Origin of the sequence: Candidatus Nitrotoga arctica (assembly GCF_918378365.1) — a bacterium.
In the GTDB taxonomy this organism is placed as follows: domain Bacteria; phylum Pseudomonadota; class Gammaproteobacteria; order Burkholderiales; family Gallionellaceae; genus Nitrotoga; species Nitrotoga arctica.
The window spans coordinates 3280393-3301051 of sequence record NZ_OU912926.1 but is presented as its reverse complement, the minus strand read 5'-3'; the positions used below and the strand labels follow the sequence as shown (position 1 = coordinate 3301051).

The following is a 20659-nucleotide window of genomic DNA, read 5'->3' as shown; positions in this document are numbered from 1 at the left end:
TTTCAGATGATAATGCAAAAAAATCTTTGAACATTCTACTACATGGAAGGCAAAAAGTTATTTACTGTAGATAAGCTATTGAGAGAAATTCTGAAATTAGTTAGCGCCCACTTTTGTGGACTATTTGAATTTGAATAAATAATATGTTGAAAATATAGATAATTTATCATGTTCACTACACTATAAATAAAATAAGCTTGACATAAACCCCCGTAAATAATGTAATAGCGGGTTTTCAAGTATTAATTATTAATTAGGGGTATCAACAATGAAACGTACATATCAACCGTCCGTCACTAAAAGGAAACGGACTCATGGATTTCTGGTTCGCATGAGAACCAAGGGAGGAAGGGCAATTATAGCAGCTCGAAGAGCTAAAGGCCGTGTGCGCCTTGCAGTTTAATGCTAAACAAACTTTACCTTCTTGCCGCCGGATAAAGCAACCAAAAGAGTTTGAGTTGGTGCTTCGTGCCGATTGTTTGACTAATAAATGGTTTACAGTTTATATACGAAAAAATGAGAATGGCTATTCCCGTCTTGGGGTAATAGCCAGCAAAAGAAGCATGCCAAAGGCAGTATCTAGAAATTTCGCAAAGCGCATGATTCGAAATATATTTCGGCTTAATTTCTCAGTCGCACACTCGGTTGATGTAGTGGTACGGGCTAAGCGGCAATTTAATTCTGAAACTTCGGCTGAAGGACGGTTGGCGTTGTTACAGCTATTTCAATCTGTCCGCATGTGATGCGACAACTCTTAATCAGGTTGATAGGTTTATATCAATATTTATTGAGTCCGTTTATGCCTCCGACCTGTCGTTTTACTCCAAGTTGTTCTCAATATGCTCGTGAGGTTATCTCTAAACATGGTGCTTGGTGTGGTACTTGGTTGAGCATTAAGCGGGTGATTCGTTGCAACCCCTGGAATCCAGGTGGTTATGATCCCGCCCCATAGATTTACATAGGCGAAACCATATGGATTTTCACAAGCTGTTTAGGTTGTTCTTTTTTTTGGCTTTCTCAATATCAATCATGTTGTTGTGGGATAGTTGGCAACGCACTCAGCAACCCATAGTACGAACAGCGCCTGCCGCCGTTCCGAAAGTTGCCGTGCCAAAAGGTAATGTACCCGATATAACAGGTACGGCTAGCCCTGAGGCAATTGCAGTTGCTACCCCACAAAAGATTCAAGCTGGGCAAAAAATTACTGTAAAAACAGATTATTTAACGGCACAGATTAATACTGTGGGTGGGGATTTGCGTCGCTTGGAATTTTTGCAGCAGCGGGATAGCAAAAACAAGAACAAACCATTCGTTTTGCTGCAAGAACAAGGAGCACACACCTATATTGCCCAGACGGGTTTACTTGGCACGGGATTACCCACGCACAATACGACATTCACGGCTCAGGCTAGCGAATATCTATTAACCGAAGGTAAAGATACAATCGAAGTGCGATTACTTGCAACCAACGTTGTGGGTGCAAAAGTAACTAAATTTTATGTGTTCCATCGAGGTAGCTACCTGATAGATGTGGGCTACGAAATCGAAAACATTGGAACCAGCCCGCTTTCCCCGTCTACTTATTTTCAGTTGGTGCGCGACAAATCTACACCTGAAGGTGCATCGATGTTTTTGCCCACTTACACTGGCACTGCAATTTATACAGAGAAGGAAAAATTTCAGAAAGTGGGTTTTCCCGATATTGAGAATGGCAAAGCCAAGCATTCTCAAAGTGCTGACAATGGTTGGGTAGGTATGTTGCAACATTATTTTGTAGCGGCGTGGTTACCTAAGGATAAGATACAGCGAGAGTTTTATACTAGGCACTTGGAAAATGAGCTTTATTCGGTAGGGGTAATCTTACCAGTAGCAGCCATTGCACCAGGTCAGAGTGCGAAGATTAGTGTGCCACTTTATGCCGGACCAGCTCAAACCTCGCTGGATGAAATTGCACCTGGATTGGGGTTAACAGTAGATTATGGCTGGCTGACAATCATTTCCACCCCATTGTTCTGGCTACTTTCTTACCTGTACGGCTGGGTGTCCAACTGGGGTATAGCCATTATCTTGTTGACTGTTTTTATTAAATTATTATTTTTCCCCTTGTCTGCGGCCAGTTATCGCTCTATGGGAAAAATGCGTGTAGTGGCCCCCAAGTTGGAGAAAATTAAGCAGCAATATGGTGATGACCGTGAGCGTCTGCATAAAGCTATGATGGAATTGTATAAGACGGAAAAAATTAATCCGCTTGGGGGTTGTTTGCCGATGTTGGTTCAGATACCAGTATTTATCGCACTATATTGGGCTATTCTTGCAAGTGTTGAATTACGTTATGCCCCGTTTTTTGGCTGGATTACCGATTTGTCGGTGCCTGACCCCTATTATGTTTTACCGTTAATCATGGGCGCCTCCATGATAATCCAAAGTAAGTTAAACCCTGTTCCACCGGACCCGTTGCAAGCGAAGCTTATGAAAATGTTGCCCATTGTATTTAGCGTGGTATTTTTCTTCTTTCCGGCCGGGTTGGTACTCTACTCCATTGTAAACAATATACTTTCCATCGTTCAACAGTGGTACATCACGCGTGGACTGGAGGCTAATGTCAAAGGCGTTGCTAAAGCCTGATGTTATTGCCGCAATTGCGACCCCTCATGGACAAGGCGGTATCGGCGTAGTCAGGTTGTCCGGGCATGACCTTTCCTTATTGGCACAAACTCTATTAGGGAAAATACCAGTGCCGCGGCGCGCAACGTATGCGTCATTTATGGATGCGCAAGGGCAGGTTATGGATCAGGGTATCGCTCTGTTCTTTCCTGCCCCACACTCTTATACCGGCGAAGACATTTTAGAATTGCAAGGGCACGGCGGCACAGCCATACTGCAATTGGTGTTACAGCGCTGTCTTGAAATTGGAGCTCGCCTCGCCCAGCCGGGCGAGTTTACGCAGCGTGCATTTCTAAATGAAAAACTTGATTTGGCACAAGCAGAAAGTGTAGCTGATCTGATAGCTGCGACCACCAGCCAAGCTGCGCGCAGTGCCATGCGTTCGTTACAAGGCGAGTTTTCCCAGGCGATTCATCACTTAGTGGACGGGTTAGTTGCGTTACGCATGTTGATCGAAGCCATGTTGGATTTTCCGGAAGAAGAGATTGATACTCTAAATGTCACGCAACGTGATACACGGTTAGTTGTATTGCATGCGGAATTAGAAAAGATTTTGAGTTTGGCACAACAGGGAAGCCTGTTGCGAGAAGGTGCGCATATTGTGCTGGTCGGTCAGCCTAATGTTGGCAAGTCGAGTCTACTCAATCGATTGAGCGGAGAGGATGTCGCTTTAGTGAGTGAATTTCCAGGTACCACGCGTGACCTTATTAGCCGATCTATTCAGATTGGTGGTGTGCCGTTGCATATTATAGATACGGCGGGATTACGCGAGGCAGAGGATGCCGTGGAACAGATGGGGATAGAGCGTACATATGGAGCGCTAAAAAAAGCGGATGCCATCCTGATCCTGTTGGATGCCAGCCACGGTATGACTGAGGATGATCAGAAAATTTTAGACGAGTTGCCGTGTGAAATTCCGCGATTATATGTCTTTAATAAAGTTGATTTGCTTGCTCAGCATGCCCATGTAAAAGAGCAAAATGACGAATGTCACATTTATTTGTCGGCTAAAACAGGCGAGGGGCTTGAGTTGTTGCGTAATAAGTTGCTGTCACTACTTGGTTGGCATCAAGAGGCAGGCATATTTATGGCGCGCGAACGCCATGTCCATGCATTATTGAACGCACGTGACCATTTGCAGCGGGCCGCAGGGGAAATCAAACGTCCAGAACTTTGCGCGGAAGAGCTGCGACTTGCTCACGAAGAACTAAATTCTATTACAGGCGAGTTTAGTGCGGATGATCTGCTCGGTGAAATATTCAGCCGGTTTTGCATCGGAAAATAAAAATTAACCTTGTAAGTATGGCAAAACCTATTGAGGTATATTATTTTTCTTACTTGGCCTCCGCCAGCCCGGTAGAGTAATTTGTTTGGCACGCGATAGAGTCAATTCACCTTCCGGCGCATCGCTCGTAATAGTGGAACCTGCGCCTATGGTGGCACCACGTCCGATTTTTACGGGTGCTACCAGCTGTGTATTTGAGCCGATAAAAACATCATCCTCGATGATCGTACGATGTTTGTTTGCGCCATCATAATTGCAGGTGATAGTGCCTGCGCCTATGTTAACGCGGCTACCGACGCTGCTGTCGCCAATATAGCTTAAGTGGTTAGCCTTGCTACTGGTGGCAATTTCACTGTTTTTCACTTCGACAAAGTTTCCAATGTGCACGTCGTTATGTAGTTTGCTGCCGGGTCGTAAGCGGGCATAAGGACCAATACGGCAGTTGTCGCCGATATTCACTTGATCAATATGGCTATAGGGTTCGATGTAGGTGTTGGCGCCAATGCGAGTACCTTTTATAACGCTGTAAGCGCCTACTCGCACGCCATTTCCTAGATAGACATCGCCTTCGAAGATGCAGCCAACATCAATTTCAACATCACGTCCGCATACCAGTTTACCGCGCACCTCAAGGCGCGCAGGGTCAGCCAAGGTAACACCGTGTACTAATAGTTGATGTGCCTGTTCATATTGCCAGGTACGTTCCAGTTCTGCCAGCTGTGCTTTGCTGTTGACACCCACCACTTCCCACTCATGGGCAGGTTGTACCGTGTGCACAGCAACGCCCTGCGCTACGGCCATGGCGATTATGTCGGTCAGATAGTACTCACCTTGTACATTGTTATTGCGCAATTTTGATAACCAGTTACGCAGTAGATGAGTGGAAACGGCAAGAATGCCTGTATTCACTTCGTGGATGGCGCGCTGCTCTGTAGTGGCATCCTTCTCCTCCACTATGCAGCTCACATTGCCTGCGCTATCACGCACGATACGTCCGTAACCGGCGGGGTTGTCAAGGTGAATGGTGAGCAGGGTGAGTGCTTGCTGCGCACCCAACATTTTTTCCAGTGTCCCAGGCTGAGTAAGCGGCACGTCGCCATACAGTACCAGCGTTAATGTATCATCCTTCAAGTGTGAAAGTGCTTGCTGTACCGCATGGCCAGTCCCGAGTTGCGGCTCTTGCAAAACAAAATCAGCCTCATACTTCGTCATCGCCTGTGGTACCGCTTCGCCTCCATGACCATACACTACACAGGTTATACCGGTAGCAAATTGGACAGCGGTATCAAGTACATGTTGCAATAGTGGACGACCAGCTAAGGAATGTAGCACCTTTGGTTTATCCGAGTGCATGCGCTGTCCCCTGCCAGCAGCAAGAATGACGATATTGAGCGTAGTCATGTTGTATGCGATAAAATTTGATAAAGAAGTATAAACAAAAAAAGCGGCCTAAGCCGCTTTCATTTGCGCATTACGTTAACCTAATAGACTTAGTGTGGTTGTTGTTTGCGCATTTTCTGAATTGCTTGCAATTGGGCAAGCGCTTCAGATAGCTCAGCTTGTGCTTTAGCGTAGTCAATATCAGAAGCACGGTTCTTCATTGCTTCTTCCGCTGCATGCTTAGCTTCGAGCGAGCGAGCTTCATCCAAGTCTGCACCGCGAATGGCGGTATCAGCTAAAATTGTAACCACGCTGGGCTGCACTTCCAGCATTCCGCCAGAAACGTAAATCAGCATAAATTCGCTTTGATCCGGTAGTTTGAGGCGTACCGAACCTGGTTTAATGCGCGTTAGTAGGGGTGCATGACGTGGGTAAATTCCTAGTTCGCCCATTTCACCTGGTACGACAACCATTTCTACAAGGCCAGAGAAAATGGACTCTTCCGCGCTCACTACATCAACATGAACTGTCATTGCCATAATTTTCCTTATTACTACAACACTTGGCCCAATTACAGTGTTAAATCTTACTGAAGAGTTTTAGCTTTTTCAATCGCTTCATCAATAGTGCCGACCATGTAGAACGCCTGCTCGGGCAAGTGATCGTAATCGCCATTGACAATGCCCTTGAAGCCCTTGATTGTCTCTTTCAACGTCACATATTTCCCTGGGCTGCCGGTAAACACTTCGGCTACATGAAAAGGCTGCGACAAGAAACGTTGAATCTTACGTGCACGGGCTACTGCCAGCTTGTCTTCGGGCGCCAGTTCGTCCATGCCCAGAATTGCGATAATGTCGCGCAATTCCTTGTAGCGTTGTAACGTCTGCTGTACGCTCCGGGCAACGTTGTAATGTTCTTCACCTACTACTAAGGGGTCAAGTTGGCGCGAGGTTGAGTCCAACGGATCTACAGCGGGGTAAATACCCAACGAAGCGATGTCGCGTGACAGCACCACTGTGGAATCCAAGTGAAGGAAGGTAGTCGCAGGGGATGGGTCGGTCAAGTCATCTGCCGGTACATACACAGCCTGGATCGAGGTAATCGAGCCAGTTTTAGTTGAGGTAATACGTTCTTGCAAGCGTCCCATTTCTTCTGCCAGCGTTGGCTGATAACCTACCGCGGAAGGCATACGCCCCAGCAGAGCAGAGACTTCGGTACCCGCTAGCGTGAAACGATAAATGTTGTCTACAAAAAACAGGACGTCGCGGCCTTCATCGCGGAAATATTCCGCCATAGTCAGGCCAGACAATGCCACGCGTAGACGATTGCCTGGAGGCTCGTTCATCTGGCCGAATACCATTGCTACTTTGGACTCTGGCAGATTATCCAACTGGATTACACCCGCTTCCGACATTTCATGATAGAAGTCATTTCCTTCACGGGTGCGCTCACCCACACCGGCGAACACGGACAAGCCGGAATGCTGTTTTGCAATATTATTAATGAGTTCTAGCATATTTACGGTTTTGCCAACACCTGCGCCACCGAACAAACCCACCTTGCCGCCCTTAGCAAATGGGCACACCAAGTCAATCACCTTAATTCCAGTTTCCAATAAGTCGACCGATGGAGACAACTCTTCGAACTTGGGTGCCTTCTGGTGAATAGAGCGACGCTCCATGCACTTAATTTCACCCACCTCATCGATAGGGCGTCCCAATACATCCATGATGCGGCCCAAAGTACCATGGCCAACTGGCACAGTAATCTGGTTACCAGTATTGACCACGCCCATTCCGCGACGCAGGCCGTCGGAGGAACCCATTGCAATGGTACGCACCACGCCGTCGCCAATTTGCTGCTGTACTTCCAAGGTCAGGCCTTTTTCAGCAACAGAGCTGCCATCGTCCTGTACTACCAGCGCATCGTAGACTTTAGGTATATGATCACGCGGAAACTCAACGTCCACCACCGCACCAATACACTGAACAATTTTTCCTTGACTCATCTTGAGGTTCCCCACTTTATATTGATTCTGTACTCGTTGTCGCGGACAGTTGAGCACATCTCATAATTCAAATTCTATTGCGATATGACTTTGATCAACGAAATTTACATTTACCGTCATACATCTGTTCATATAGGCTAAACGCTATTTTTAGCGCCCCATATTGATTTAAATCTTCAATTGTAGAGACGTCAATCAATCGCGTGTATTAACTTACTGCTGCTGCGCCACCAACAATTTCCGAAATTTCCTTGGTAATCGCTGCTTGACGCGCTTTATTGTAAATCAGCTTAAGTTCGCCTATTACTTCCTTTGCATTATCGGATGCAGCCTTCATCGCCACCATGCGTGCACTTTGTTCGGACGCCTGATTTTCGGTCACTGCGTTATAAACTAATGATTCAATATAGCGCACTAGTAATTCATCCACTACAACCTTGGCATCAGGTTCATAAATGTAATCCCAGGTATGGCTATTCGCAGGTTCCAGATTTTCACTCGAGAGCGGCAGTAATTGCTCCATTCTGGGCTCTTGCTTCATGGTGTTAATGAAACCGTTATAACTAATATAAATTGCATCAATCTCGCCGGCATTGTAAGCATCCAGCATTACCTTGACCGCTCCAATCAATTTTTCGATGTGCGGAATGTCTCCCAGTCCGATCATATGCGATTTAACTTTTGCACCGATACGGGACATAAAGCTAAATCCTTTATTGCCAATAGCGCATATGCTGACGCCTTTGCTCTCGCCTTCCAATTCCTTCATCCGCGCCACCACCAGACGCAGGATGTTGGTATTAAGACCACCGCACAATCCTTTGTCCGAGGTGATAATAATCACAGCGACATTCTTGATGACATCGCGTTTTATCAGAAATGGATGCTTATATTCCGGATTAGCACGCGACAAATGCGCTGCAACCTGACGTATTTTTTCTGCATAAGGGCGAGCGGCACGCATACGCTCTTGCGCCTTACGCATCTTGGAGGCCGCCACCATCTCCATCGCTCGCGTGATCTTGCGCGTATTTTCAACGCTCTTTATTTTAGTCCGTATTTCTTTGCTGCCAGCCATTATCTTGACTCCAGCTTAGTAAACTGCAGTGGACTTGAATTTATCAATTGCAACAATCAAGATTTTTTCGTTGTCAGCAGACAAATCTTTACTGGATTCGATTGCCTCCTCCAAGGTCTTGTATTGGGATTTCACGAACGCATGCAGCCCGATTTCGAATGCCAGAACTTTGTTTATAGGAACATCATCGAAGGAACCCTTGTTTATCGCGAACAGTGTTATTGCCATTTCTGCTACGGATAACGGTGCATATTGCGGTTGCTTCATCAACTCCATTACCAGACGGCCGCGTTCCAGCTGTTTGCGAGTGGCTTCATCCAAATCAGAAGCGAATTGGGCGAAGGCGGCTAATTCACGGTACTGAGCCAATGCCAAACGTACGCCGCCACCCAGCTTTTTGATTACCTTAGTCTGCGCTGCGCCGCCCACGCGTGACACTGAAATGCCGGCGTTGATCGCAGGACGGATACCCGCATTGAATAAATCCGTTTCCAGGAAAATCTGACCGTCGGTAATGGAAATTACGTTGGTTGGGACAAAAGCGGATACGTCGCCAGCAGCAGTTTCAATCACCGGCAGCGCAGTCAGCGAACCTGTTTTTCCTTTGACTTCGCCATTGGTAAATTTTTCAACATACTCTTCATTCACTCGTGCACCACGCTCAAGTAAACGGGAATGCAAGTAGAACACGTCTCCAGGATAGGCTTCACGACCCGGTGGTCGGCGTAACAGTAATGATATTTGGCGATAAGCCCATGCTTGTTTGGTTAAGTCGTCATAGACAATCAGTGCATCCTGGCCGCGATCGCGATAGTACTCGCCCATAGTGCAACCGGCGTATGGCGCCAGAAATTGCATTGCCGCAGAATCAGAGGCGGTTGCCACAACCACAATGGTGTATTCCATCGCGCCATGCTCTTCCAGCTTGCGCACTACGTTGGCGACAGTAGAAGCCTTTTGACCGATCGCAACGTAGATGCAGGTCATGTTCTGACCCTTCTGGTTGATGATGGCATCTATCGCTACGGCAGTCTTTCCGGTCTGCCGATCACCAATGATCAGTTCGCGCTGGCCACGGCCAACCGGAACCATAGAATCAATGGCCTTTAGGCCGGTCTGCACGGGTTGTGACACGGATTTGCGGTCAATTACACCGGGCGCAACCTTCTCTATCTTATCGGTCATTTTGGCGTTGACCGGACCTTTACCGTCAATAGGCTGTCCGAGGGCATTCACTACGCGCCCGATCAGTTCAGGGCCCACGGGTACTTCCAGAATCCGGCCAGTGCACTTGACAGTGTCGCCCTCGGTAATATGCTCATAGTCGCCCAGCACCACTGAGCCAACAGAGTCGCGCTCTAGATTGAGCGCCAGACCGAAAGTATTGCCGGGAAATTCGAGCATTTCGCCCTGCATTACGTCTGACAGGCCGTGAATACGTACGATACCATCCGTTACGCTGACCACCGTACCTTCCGTGCGTGCTTGGGATAGCGCGTCGAAATTCTCGATGCGGCTACGAATCAAATTACTAATTTCAGAAGGGTTGAGCTTCATCTGCTGTTCCTTAATTTCAATAAATCTGCCATTAAGCCAAGGCGTTGGCTAACTCTGAAAGGTGCGTGCGCGCAGAACCATCTATCACTTTGTCACCGGCACGGATAATTACTCCGCCTAATAATTTGCGGTCAGTTTCACAGCTAAGCTTGATTTCACGTCCCATGCGTTTTTTTAGCGCAGCAGTAATTTTTTGCTTTTGCGCTTCGCTCAAATCGAAAGCGGAAGTCACAACAACGTCCACATTTTTTTCTGCTTCAGCTCGCATTATCTCGAACAGCATTACGATTTCTGGCAACAGAGAGAGGCGCTGACCTTCTGTAAGCAACTTGATAAAGTTACGTTGAGTTTCGCTTACCTTGTCACCGCAAAGTGCTAGCATCAGCTCTGCTAGTTGGCTTTTGACTGCGCGTGGGCTGGTAATAATTGCACGAATTTCAGGATTAATCACTGCTTGAGCTACTGATTGCAGTATATCTGACCAACCCTTCAAGTCGTCAAGCTCGCGCGCTTCATCGAATGCAGCTTGGGCATAGGGGCGCGCGACAGTAATAGCTTCAGCCATAATAATTAAATTTCCGCTACTAGCTTATCAAGCAAATCGTTATGTGCTGCGGCATCTATTTCGCGGCCCAGAATTTTGCCTGCGCCAGCCAATGCAATTGCGGACACCTGCGTCCGCAATTGCTCCTTGGCGCGGAATACTTCCTGCTCAATCTCAGCTTTAGCTGCCGTAACAATACGTTCGCCGTCTATCTTGGCTTGTGCTTTGGCTTCCTCGACAATTTCACTTGCCCGCTTATCGCCTAGCGCAATGATTTCAGACACTTTTTCCTTTGCTTCGCGGAGAATTTCAGCGGAGCGTTTGGCAGCCAACGCCAAGTCATTTTTACCCCGTTCCGCCGCAGCCAAACCATCTGCAATCCGCTTATTGCGTGCATCCAGCGCTGCCATGATGGGTGGCCACACAAACTTCATGCAAAACCAAACAAACAATGCAAACATGATCGTCTGGCCGATAAGGGTCGCATTAATGTTCATGCAAAAACCTTTCCTTGATTAAACGCACGCAGGCTTATTGGCCTGCCACTGCAAACAGAACATACATGGCAATACCGACCGCAATCATCGGAACAGCATCAACCAAGCCCATGACCACGAAGAACTGGGTACGCAGCATCGGAATTAGTTCAGGCTGACGAGCAGCGCCCTCAAGGAAGCGGCCACCCAGAATGCCAATACCTACTGCGGCACCCAAAGCGCCGAGCCCCATCATGATCGCGCCGGCGATATAAAGCAGTGCTTGTGCCGTATCCATTTGTTTCTTCTCCTATCAGTAAAAGTTAAGTGTTTAAGAAAATAAATTTATCATTTTTTAATGATGTTCCTGATGCGCCATGTCCAAATAAACGATAGTCAGCGTCATGAAAATAAAGGCTTGTAGTGTGACAATCAGGATATGGAAAATCGCCCATCCCAATGAAAGTATAATCTGTGAACTGAACAACAGCGTGCTGGAAAAAGAAAAGCTTACCCAAGATGCGCCCATGAGGGCGATCAGGATGAATATCATTTCACCAGCATACATATTACCGAACAAACGTAATGCCAATGAAACCGGTTTGGCAATCAGGTTGACGCCTTCTAGAAACAGATTGACTGGCAAGCCAAATTTACCAAATGGCTGTAGCGTCAATTCACCGACAAAACCACCCAGACCCTTAACCTTAATACTGAAAAAAAGTACTAGCAGGAATACGCCGATGGCCATACCTATCGTAGCATTCGGATCCGTTGTAGGAACCAGCTTAAAATGACCAATGCCCATTGGCTGGGTAATCAACGACACATAGTCGATAGGAACCAGATCCATCAGGTTCATTAGGAAAATCCAAGCAAAAATTGAGAGCGCCAGCGGGGCAACCAATGCATTGCGTCCGGAAAATGAGCCGCGCACGCTGCTGTCAATAAATTCGACCACCCATTCCACAAAATTCTGCATGCCACTCGGCGCATCGGCACTTATGTTCTTTGCTACCCTGCTGAAAAGGAATAAGAACGTCAGTCCTAGTACCAGCGACACCAAAATGGTGTCCATGTTGAACGCCCAGAACCCCATTGCCTTAGCTTCTTCGGCAGAATGCGCGCAATGGAAATGACCCTCCTGAATGGAACAGGTCAGATTTTGAAGATGGTGCTTAATATAAGCGGATGTCGTCAGACCTTCAGTGCTCATAAACTTTACACAAAAATTAGTGCTACCCAATAAACCATCAACGTTGCAATATATGCCACAAACAGCGGCAACACATGCACTTCTTTAAATTGCGTGAAGACCAAAGAGAACAATAGAATGGTGAATACCAGCTTGTAAGCCTCGGCGCGGTAATGCGCCATTATTATTGTTTTTGGTTCGCTGCCAAGCGGCGCGAACATTTTTTTAGCATAAACCAAGCTGGTTAGAAAGCCTACCGCTCCTCCAGCAAAAGCCGAGACTGCGGCAGCTACATTCAGGTACATCAGCATCAACAATGCCATCGCTATGGTTACAGCTAGCTGAATCAAAATAATCCGGCGAACCGCACTGCCCACAACCGCCCCTAATCCTTCGAAGCCCGGCATTCTACTCAATCTCGCTTGCTGGCGTCAACGATTTATTTTCTGGGGCTTATTTCCAACGTGCGATTAGCTCGGCCAAATGATCATGGCTGGTGTAGTTGATAACCAGCTTGCCTGCGCCCTTTTTACCTGCCTTGATTTGCACATTGGTGCCGAGATGCTGGGCAATATCTTCCTGCAATTGCAGGGTATCTCGACTGGGTTTGACCTTTTTGTGTTGCGGTACGGGACTCAGCAAATTGTGCACCAGCTTTTCTGCCTCGCGCACCGACAGCCCGTCCGTTATGATTTTGGTGGCGGCAGTGATCTGCTGCGCGCCATCGAGTCCTAGTAGCGCTCGGGCGTGGCCCATATCGAGGTCACCCCCCATCAACATGCCCTGCACCGACTGCGGCAGCTTGAGCAGGCGCAACAGGTTGCTGGTCGCACTGCGCGAACGCCCTACCGCATCGGCGGCCGCCATGTGTGTCATCTTGAATTCGTCTATCAGGCGCTGAATACCGACAGCCTCTTCTAGTGGATTGAGATCTTCACGTTGGATGTTTTCGATCAACGCCATGGCCAGTGCGGCGTTGTCCGCCACCTTGCGCACCAATACCGGCACTTGGACCAGACCAGCCAGCTGGGCGGCACGCCAGCGGCGTTCTCCAGCAATAATCTCGTGACTACCATTTGGTAACAAACGCGCCAGGATCGGCTGCATAACGCCCTGTACTTTGATCGAAGCGGCCAGTTCATTGAGTGAGGCTTCATCCATACGACTGCGCGGCTGATACTTGCCAGGTTTGAGTTCATCAACCTTCATCTCACTCAATACGTCGCCCTGTTCTTTGTCACTACCGGACAGCAGAACATCCAAGCCGCGTCCTAATCCTTTGTTTGGTTTTGCCAAGTCATTTCCTTCTAGATTAGGCTGGTACTGATTGCGCCGCCTTATTGAGCAATTCGCCTGCAAGAGCTAGATAAGCCTGCGCACCTTTGGAAGGTTTGTCATGGTGAAGTACCGGCACACCGTAGCTGGGTGCTTCTGCCAACCGCACATTACGCGGGATAATAGTACGGTAAACTTTCTCGCCAAAGTGTTGCTGCAATTGTTCGGATACCTGCAAAGCCAATGTATTACGTGGATCGAACATGGTGCGCAGCAAACCCTCAATTTCAAGATCCGGATTAAGGTTTGCCCGCACCTTTCGGATGGTATTGACCAAGTCGCTAAGCCCTTCCAGGGCATAATATTCGCATTGCACCGGAATCATGACTGACCTTGCCGCACACAGCCCGTTGAGGGTAAGCAGATTTAAAGCGGGAGGACAGTCAATCAATACATAATCATATTCAGTCGTCACGGCTTGTAGAGCTTCCTTAAGCCGGGTTTCACGCTGTGGCAAATCAACCAGTTCAATTTCGGCACCAGCCAGATCACGGTTCGCCGGCAGCACGTCATAATTTCCGGCTTCCGAATGAAGACGAACTTCATGCAGGGTTTTACTTCCCAGCAACACGTGGTAAATGGTTGCCGACAAATCACGTTTGTTAATACCGCTGCCCATCGTGGCATTACCTTGGGGATCAAGATCAATCAACAATACACGCTGCTTAACGGCCGCCAGACTCGCAGCTAGATTAATTGATGTGGTAGTTTTACCCACCCCTCCCTTTTGATTGGTAATCGCTAGTATCTTGGCCATAATTCAAGTGAATTTCAACATAATCAGACAGCGCGCGGCGGCTAACTCCGGCACTTGCAACGGAATAATTTTTTCCACGCTGACATTGTTTGGCAACCGTCCCAGTTCTTGTTGCGAATCTCCCTTCATGGCGACCCAACGCCCTTCTTGAGCCAGCAAATGACGCGTTAGCGCAACAAATTTTGCAGTCTCTGCGAAAGCTCGGGAAATGATGCCATCAAATTTCTCCTCCGCTTGCCAGGTTTCCACGCGTGCGCAGTAAATGCTTATATTGCGTAATTCCAGTTCGATTTTCACTTGCTGCACAAAACTTGTTTTTTTGCTATTACTATCCAGAAGGACGAAGGTCCATTCCGGGCGCAATAGTGCCAATATCAAACCGGGCAGACCTGCACCGCAACCAACGTCTAGCCAACGACCAGGCCATAAATGTGGCAACACGGCAAGGCTGTCAAGTAAATGACCGCTTATCATCTGCGCCGGCTGACGAATTGCCGTCAGGTTATAAACCCGATTCCATTTTTGCAACAACTCGAGATAACTTAACAACTTACGCTGTACTTCTGGTGCGACATCCAGCCCCAGTTGCGTGATACCCAGTGCCAGCTCCTTGGCCTGATTCACGCGCTTTTCTGCACTTTCTCGCCTTCTGGTGGTTCTTTAACATCTGTTGTCATTACAACACTCCGAAAACCGCGTTTCAGATGAACCAATAACAGGGAAACCGCCGCCGGCGTTATCCCGGAAATACGGGCTGCTTCTCCTACTGTCTCTGGCATGTGTTGATTGAGTTTTTGCTGCACCTCAATTGATAGGCCAAGCACCGTACGATAATCCATTACTTCAGGCAATCGCATGTTTTCATTATTCTCGTTGCGTGCTATCTCATCGCGCTGTCGCTCGATGTAGCCGTGATACTTGGCTTGAATTTCCACCTGCTCTGCCACTTTTTCATTGACCACCGGCTCACCTGCCCCAGGCAAAGTCATTAGGCTGGCATAGGTCACATCGGGACGGCGCAAAAGTTCATGTAGCGCATATTCGCGCTCTATCCCTTTGCCCAGCACACGCTCCGCATCTTCCTGTGGTAACAACTTGGGGTTAACCCAAGTGGATTTCAGTCGTTCTTGTTCAAGTGCAATTGCAGCGCGCTTCAACTCAAATGCTTGCCAACGGGCATCATCTACCACACCCAGGCGCCACCCGATTTCTGTTAAACGCAGGTCTGCGTTATCTTCACGCAGTTGCAGGCGATATTCGGCCCGACTGGTAAACATACGATATGGCTCAGACACGCCACGCGTAATCAAGTCATCGACCAGCACGCCCAGATAGGCCTCATCGCGACGCGGGCACCAACTTTCTTTGCCAAGCGCACGCAATGCGGCATTAATGCCTGCCAGTAAACCTTGGGCGGCCGCTTCCTCGTATCCTGTGGTGCCATTAATTTGCCCGGCAAAGAATAGGTCAGTTATAGCCTTGGTTTCCAATGAATGTTTTAAACCGCGCGGATCAAAATAATCATATTCAATTGCATAGCCAGGGCGTGTGATATGCGCATTCTCCAAGCCTTTTATAGAACGCACTAGTGCCAGCTGTACATCGAAAGGCAAGCTGGTGGAAATTCCGTTTGGATAGATTTCGTGAGTAGTCAACCCTTCCGGTTCCAAAAAAATCTGGTGTGATTCTTTGTCGGCAAAGCGCGTGATTTTGTCCTCGATAGACGGGCAATAGCGTGGCCCCACACCCTCGATTACCCCGGTGAACATGGGAGAACGATCTAACCCACCGCGAATAATATCGTGCGTGCGTTGATTGGTATGGGTAATCCAGCAAGATAATTGTTGCGGATGCTGCTGCACTCGTCCCATGAATGAGAACACCGGCACCGGCATATCACCAGGTTGCTCGTTCATCACGGAATAATCAATGCTGCGCCCATCAAGGCGCGGCGGTGTGCCAGTCTTCAATCGGCCCATCGGTAACTTAAGTTCGCGCAAACATTGCGCTAAGCTAAAAGAGGGCGGATCGCCCGCCCGCCCTGCCTGGTAGTTGGTTTGTCCAATGTGAATCAGGCCAGAAAGGAAAGTCCCGGTTGTCAGTACAACGGTTTTTGCAGCAAAACGTAAGCCCAGCTGGGTAGAAACCCCACATACCTTACCATTTTCTACCAGTAAATCATCCACCGCCTGCTGAAATAACCAAAGGTTAGAGGTGTTTTCTAAGCGCTTGCGAATGGCCTGCTTGTATAGTATTCGATCTGCCTGAGCGCGCGTGGCGCGTACTGCTGGGCCTTTAGAAGAGTTGAGGATGCGAAATTGGATGCCCGACTCATCAGCGGCCGCCGCCATAACACCACCCAAGGCATCTATTTCCTTGACTAAATGCCCCTTGCCTATGCCGCCAATGGATGGGTTGCACGACATTATTCCGAGTGTTTCTATGTTATGCGTGAGTAATAAAGTGGTGCAACCCATGCGTGCGCTAGCAAGCGCAGCCTCTGTCCCGGCGTGACCGCCACCCACAACAATTACATCGAATTTTTTCGGGAAATCCATCTTGTGTTCTTGATCGGTTGGTTACAGGAACGGTAATTTGCTTGATGAAACGGAGGGGCGCATCATACATCAAAATGTTACGAAGGCAGAAAACCCTCCCACTAGTTGTTTCACGTGAAACAATTATTACTTAATTTTTAAGCGGTTTAGGCGGCCAAGCAATATGTAGCGAAGGTCGCAGGATTGCAGGGCATGGAAATCTTGAACGTCACGGCGCATAATCCGCTAAGCATCATGATCGGGGGGTAAGCGATGTTTGATAACTTTCTAAAACTGATTCCGACACAAATTTCGACGGCTTGGCTGGCGCCGGTATTTGCGATTGCCTTGGCGTGCTGGAAATTTTTTCGGGAGCAAAAGCGGTTGGAAGAAACCGTGGAAGTCGAAAAAACAAAAGTGATCAAGCTGGAGGCGGCGCTGGAACAGCAAAAACGCTCTAACGAGTTATTGCATCAAGGTTTGCTGGAAATGCAGCAGCACAAGGAACAGCTCGACACATTGTTGGCTGATGCGCGCAGCCAAATTCGCGCAGTGGCCGACTCCATTATTATTCGCAATCCTTATTCTGATCAAGCCTTGGTGTTTCTGATTGCGCATGGCCCGGCTGCACAGAGCGTGGTCAAAATGCAAATTGATTTGCATGGTAGTCAAGCCGGAGAAGTATACCTGTCACGCAAGACTTCAATTTACTTGCCTTCGATGGTGAATAAAGCGCATGAAAAACGGCTGGATACCAAATCCGGTTTTCAATCGAATAATATTCTTACCAAGCCTTTGTTGAAATTTGGCAGTGAGTTGGTTGGTGTGGTGCAGTTTCTCAATGAGGATTGCACTACGCCATTTACGGTTGAGGATGAGAAAAAAATCGAACCGATCTGCGTCAAGTTGGCGTTGGCGGTTTCAAACATCATTGCTGATCCGGTCAACCTGGTGCATTTGGGTGTCGTGCTTGATCCGCACATCAATCAAGCCACGATTCTGTTTACCGATATCACCAATTCCGACTTGCTGTTTCAACAACTGGCGGTGGCCGATGCGACCGCGTTGGTGGATGAGTATCTGGAGCGTTTGGGTGCAATTGGTATACAGCACGGCGCACGCATCGATAAATATCTGGGAGATGGCATGATGCTGAGCTTTGAAACAGCAGGTGCTGAAAATGCACCGAAAGCGCTGCGAGCGGCGCTCGAAATGCAACGTGAGTTTTCTGAGATCAAACAGGAATGGCAACGTTTGAATTACGCGCTAGATTTGCTGGATCACCGGATAGGCATTGCGAGCGGGCCGGTTTACGGACGCCGCATGGGTTACAGTGGTGCCAGTATCTTTACGATCATGGGTGCCCCCGTCAATTTGGCCGCGCATCTGTGTGACCAAGCGCGTACTGCAAGTGCGCGCATCCTGATCAGTGAAGATACAGAACAAAAATTACGTCACGCCATGCCATCCGGTTGGTATTTGGAACGCTTTGCGTTACCGCGCTATGCAGCGTATCAAGTCAGCAACAACGCGGCCAGGCAAATGGCAAAGTAGTTGTATGACATGGGATTTCGAATGCTAGTCGATCTTGCCCGGAACTTTCGGTGTGGTGCATACCACGTCTGCGTTCTGAGCTCGGTGGCGCAGAGCATGGTCGATCAGTACCAAGGCCAGCATGGCTTCGGCGATAGGCGTAGCGCGAATACCTACGCACGGGTCGTGACGACCATGGGTTTCTACGAGCGTTGGTTCACCCGCTTTATTGATGGAGCGGCGCGGCAGGCGGATGCTGGAAGTGGGTTTTATGGCGACATGCGCCACAATATCCTGTCCAGTGGAAATGCCGCCCAGTATGCCGCCAGCGTGGTTGGATAAAAAACCTTGCGGAGTGATTTCGTCACCATGCTCACTACCTCTCTGTGTTACTGAAGCGAAGCCGGCGCCAATCTCTACTCCTTTTACAGCATTAATGCTCATCATGGCGTAGCCAATGTCGGCATCGAGACGATCATATACCGGCTCGCCCCAGCCCACAGGCATATGTTCAGCCACGACCGTGAGCTTTGCACCGATGGAATCGCCGGATTTACGCAGCGCATCCATGTACGCTTCCAGTTGCTCAACATAACTGTCATCGGCGACAAAGAAGGGATTGCTGGTGACGGCATCCCAATTCTTGAATGGCACCACTATTTCACCCAATTGCGATAGATAGCCACGTATCACAACACCATAACGCTCATTCAGCCACTTTTTCGCAATCGCCCCAGCCGCTACGCGCACGGCGGTCTCGCGCGCAGACGCCCGCCCGCCACCGCGATGGTCGCGGATGCCGTATTTCTGCCAATACGTATAATCGGCATGGCCGGGACGAAAGCTTTCGGCGATGTTACCGTAGTCTTTGCTACGTTGGTCTTCGTTGCGGATCAACAATGCAATCGGTGTGCCAGTGGTCTTGCCTTCAAATATGCCGGATAAAATTTCTACCGTGTCTGTCTCGCGCCTTTGGGTGACGTGGCGCGAAGTGCCAGGCTTACGTCGATCCAGTTCGCGTTGAATGTCTGCTGTGCTTAATGCCATCCCAGGCGGACAACCATCTACCACGCAACCGATCGCAGCTCCATGCGATTCGCCGAAAGATGTCACGCAGAATAAAGTACCAAATGTATTTCCCGACATGGTTAAACTCGCTAAATTTATGAAGCAAGTTTAACATATCACATCTCTCTCAAGTCGCTCCAACTATGCGGTTGGTGTGCAATGATATTATCTGAGAGATTTTCGGGTGATTTGCGCCTTTGGCCCGATTACCCCGCTAACCATCCATTCTTGGCTATGTAAATGAAAGCAATTTTAATGACCGCAGCGGGCAGCCCCGATGTGTTGCAACCGCGTGAAATCCCCCTACCCGAACTACCCTCAGAACACTATGTGCGGGTCAAGCTGGCCGCCGCGGGCATCAATCCGCTGGACACCAAGTTGCGCACTAAGCCAGCCTATTACCCCGACAAACTTCCCGCGATTCTGGGTTGTGATGGTGCAGGTATCGTAGATGTCATCGGCACGGCCGTGACACGTTTTACAGTCGGTGATGCGGTCTACTTCTGCAACGGTGGCATTGGCGACGAGCCCGGCTGCTATGCCGAATATACCAACGTGCATGAAGACTACTGCGCTTTTAAACCAGCCAACCTCAGCCTGCATGAGAGTGCTGCGCTCCCGCTGGTACTGATCACCGTGTGGGAAGCACTGATCGAACGCGTTAATCTGCAAGCCAAACAAACTATCCTCATCCATGCCGCGGCGGGGGGTGTCGGGCATATTGCCGTGCAACTCGCCCACCATCTTGGCGCGCATGTCGCGGTAACGGTAAGCGATGATAAAAAAGCCGGGCTGGTGCAGGGTCTCGGTGCAGAAAAAATAATTAATTACCGCGAGCAGGACTTCGTGCGGGAAGTACTTGTATGGACCGCTGATAAGGGCGTGGACGTGATATTTGACACGGTAGGTGGCGAGGTTTTCCTGCGCTCGTTGAATGCAGCGCGCATTGGCGGAAAAGTGGTCAGCTTGCTGTCTACCCCGCTGTCACTGGCTGACACCCAACTGGCGCGACTGCGCAATCTGTCGTTGTGCTACGAACTAATGCTCACCCCGCAAATTATGCATTTGCATGACGAGCGTATTCGTCAGCGCAAAATACTGGAACAGGGGGCGCAGCTAATTGAAACGGGCAAACTCGGCGTGCTGGTGAATAGGATGTTGCCATTGAAAGATGTTGCCCAAGCACACCGCCTCATCGAGCAAGGTGGCGTCACCGGTAAGGTCGTGCTGGTGATGGATTAA

The 20659-nt window shown here is 48.8% G+C and carries 22 protein-coding genes; 7 read left to right on the top strand and 15 right to left on the bottom strand.

Annotated features, from left to right (window positions below; all coding sequences use genetic code 11):
• The first annotated feature begins 268 nt into the window (after positions 1 to 268).
• From rpmH to mnmE, 5 genes are read left to right on the top strand one after another with little or no spacing between them, the layout of a single operon-like run.
• Positions 269 to 403: a 50S ribosomal protein L34 gene (gene rpmH / locus MKZ32_RS15320; RefSeq protein WP_239798059.1), complete on the top strand. Its 135-nt coding sequence runs from the start codon at positions 269 to 271 to the stop codon at positions 401 to 403.
• A complete protein-coding gene (gene rnpA, locus MKZ32_RS15795; protein ID WP_420887749.1) occupies positions 384 to 743 on the top strand; it encodes a ribonuclease P protein component in 360 nt (119 codons plus the stop codon). The genes rpmH and rnpA overlap by 20 nt, the downstream gene beginning before the upstream one ends.
• The gene (gene yidD, locus MKZ32_RS15315) at positions 743 to 952 is read left to right on the top strand and encodes a membrane protein insertion efficiency factor YidD (protein WP_239798058.1); all 210 of its coding nucleotides are present in this window, start codon (positions 743 to 745) and stop codon (positions 950 to 952) included. The genes rnpA and yidD overlap by 1 nt, the downstream gene beginning before the upstream one ends.
• A gap of 20 nt (positions 953 to 972) precedes the next feature.
• Positions 973 to 2625: a membrane protein insertase YidC gene (yidC, locus tag MKZ32_RS15310; protein WP_239798057.1), complete on the top strand. Its 1653-nt coding sequence runs from the start codon at positions 973 to 975 to the stop codon at positions 2623 to 2625.
• Complete coding sequence (gene mnmE / locus MKZ32_RS15305) at positions 2600 to 3949, top strand: tRNA uridine-5-carboxymethylaminomethyl(34) synthesis GTPase MnmE (RefSeq protein ID WP_239798056.1); 1350 nt, start codon at positions 2600 to 2602, stop codon at positions 3947 to 3949. Before yidC ends, mnmE begins: the two co-directional genes overlap by 26 nt.
• Positions 3950 to 3976: 27 nt before the next feature.
• On the opposite strand, the gene glmU is transcribed toward mnmE, so the two are convergent.
• The 14 genes from glmU to mnmG all read right to left on the bottom strand — a co-directional run bounded on the left by glmU (position 3977) and on the right by mnmG (position 16837).
• The gene (gene glmU, locus MKZ32_RS15300; protein ID WP_239798055.1) at positions 3977 to 5350 is read right to left on the bottom strand and encodes a bifunctional UDP-N-acetylglucosamine diphosphorylase/glucosamine-1-phosphate N-acetyltransferase GlmU; all 1374 of its coding nucleotides are present in this window, start codon (positions 5348 to 5350) and stop codon (positions 3977 to 3979) included.
• An 89-nt stretch (positions 5351 to 5439) separates the two neighbouring features.
• On the bottom strand, positions 5440 to 5868 hold the full coding sequence (locus MKZ32_RS15295; protein WP_239798054.1) for a F0F1 ATP synthase subunit epsilon: 429 nt from the start codon (positions 5866 to 5868) through the stop codon (positions 5440 to 5442).
• A gap of 47 nt (positions 5869 to 5915) precedes the next feature.
• Positions 5916 to 7337 (bottom strand): F0F1 ATP synthase subunit beta, encoded by a 1422-nt coding sequence (gene atpD, locus MKZ32_RS15290; RefSeq protein WP_173054157.1) that lies wholly within the window; start codon positions 7335 to 7337, stop codon positions 5916 to 5918.
• Between the two features lie 208 nt (positions 7338 to 7545).
• Positions 7546 to 8415, bottom strand: a complete 870-nt coding sequence (gene atpG / locus MKZ32_RS15285; RefSeq protein WP_239798053.1) for a F0F1 ATP synthase subunit gamma — start codon at positions 8413 to 8415, stop codon at positions 7546 to 7548.
• A 15-nt stretch (positions 8416 to 8430) separates the two neighbouring features.
• On the bottom strand, positions 8431 to 9972 hold the full coding sequence (gene atpA / locus MKZ32_RS15280; RefSeq protein ID WP_239798052.1) for a F0F1 ATP synthase subunit alpha: 1542 nt from the start codon (positions 9970 to 9972) through the stop codon (positions 8431 to 8433).
• Between the two features lie 31 nt (positions 9973 to 10003).
• Positions 10004 to 10537 (bottom strand): F0F1 ATP synthase subunit delta, encoded by a 534-nt coding sequence (locus tag MKZ32_RS15275; RefSeq protein WP_239798051.1) that lies wholly within the window; start codon positions 10535 to 10537, stop codon positions 10004 to 10006.
• Between the two features lie 5 nt (positions 10538 to 10542).
• Entirely contained in the window at positions 10543 to 11013 is a 471-nt protein-coding gene (locus tag MKZ32_RS15270) for a F0F1 ATP synthase subunit B (protein WP_239798050.1), read from the bottom strand.
• Positions 11014 to 11047: 34 nt separating this feature from the next.
• Positions 11048 to 11290 (bottom strand): F0F1 ATP synthase subunit C, encoded by a 243-nt coding sequence (atpE, locus tag MKZ32_RS15265; protein WP_173054147.1) that lies wholly within the window; start codon positions 11288 to 11290, stop codon positions 11048 to 11050.
• Positions 11291 to 11347: 57 nt separating this feature from the next.
• A complete protein-coding gene (gene atpB, locus MKZ32_RS15260; protein ID WP_239798049.1) occupies positions 11348 to 12208 on the bottom strand; it encodes a F0F1 ATP synthase subunit A in 861 nt (286 codons plus the stop codon).
• 5 nt (positions 12209 to 12213) lie between these two features.
• Complete coding sequence (locus tag MKZ32_RS15255) at positions 12214 to 12594, bottom strand: ATP synthase subunit I (RefSeq protein ID WP_239798178.1); 381 nt, start codon at positions 12592 to 12594, stop codon at positions 12214 to 12216.
• Between the two features lie 46 nt (positions 12595 to 12640).
• Positions 12641 to 13483 carry a ParB/RepB/Spo0J family partition protein gene (locus tag MKZ32_RS15250; protein WP_239798048.1) on the bottom strand — a complete coding sequence of 281 codons (843 nt, stop codon included), beginning with the start codon at positions 13481 to 13483 and terminating at the stop codon, positions 12641 to 12643.
• Between the two features lie 16 nt (positions 13484 to 13499).
• The gene (locus MKZ32_RS15245) at positions 13500 to 14279 is read right to left on the bottom strand and encodes a ParA family protein (protein ID WP_239798047.1); all 780 of its coding nucleotides are present in this window, start codon (positions 14277 to 14279) and stop codon (positions 13500 to 13502) included.
• Positions 14280 to 14282: 3 nt separating this feature from the next.
• Positions 14283 to 14903: a 16S rRNA (guanine(527)-N(7))-methyltransferase RsmG gene (rsmG, locus tag MKZ32_RS15240; protein ID WP_239798046.1), complete on the bottom strand. Its 621-nt coding sequence runs from the start codon at positions 14901 to 14903 to the stop codon at positions 14283 to 14285.
• A complete protein-coding gene (mnmG, locus tag MKZ32_RS15235; protein WP_239798045.1) occupies positions 14900 to 16837 on the bottom strand; it encodes a tRNA uridine-5-carboxymethylaminomethyl(34) synthesis enzyme MnmG in 1938 nt (645 codons plus the stop codon). The genes rsmG and mnmG overlap by 4 nt, the downstream gene beginning before the upstream one ends.
• 252 nt (positions 16838 to 17089) lie before the next feature.
• On the opposite strand from mnmG, the gene MKZ32_RS15230 reads away from it, so the two are divergent.
• On the top strand, positions 17090 to 18370 hold the full coding sequence (locus tag MKZ32_RS15230) for an adenylate/guanylate cyclase domain-containing protein (RefSeq protein WP_239798044.1): 1281 nt from the start codon (positions 17090 to 17092) through the stop codon (positions 18368 to 18370).
• Positions 18371 to 18394: 24 nt separating this feature from the next.
• Here MKZ32_RS15230 and aroC read toward each other — a convergent pair whose 3' ends face one another.
• Positions 18395 to 19495, bottom strand: coding sequence for a chorismate synthase (gene aroC / locus MKZ32_RS15225; RefSeq protein ID WP_239798043.1), 1101 nt, complete (start codon positions 19493 to 19495; stop codon positions 18395 to 18397).
• Between the two features lie 162 nt (positions 19496 to 19657).
• On the opposite strand from aroC, the gene MKZ32_RS15220 reads away from it, so the two are divergent.
• Positions 19658 to 20659 (top strand): zinc-dependent alcohol dehydrogenase family protein, encoded by a 1002-nt coding sequence (locus tag MKZ32_RS15220; protein WP_239798042.1) that lies wholly within the window; start codon positions 19658 to 19660, stop codon positions 20657 to 20659.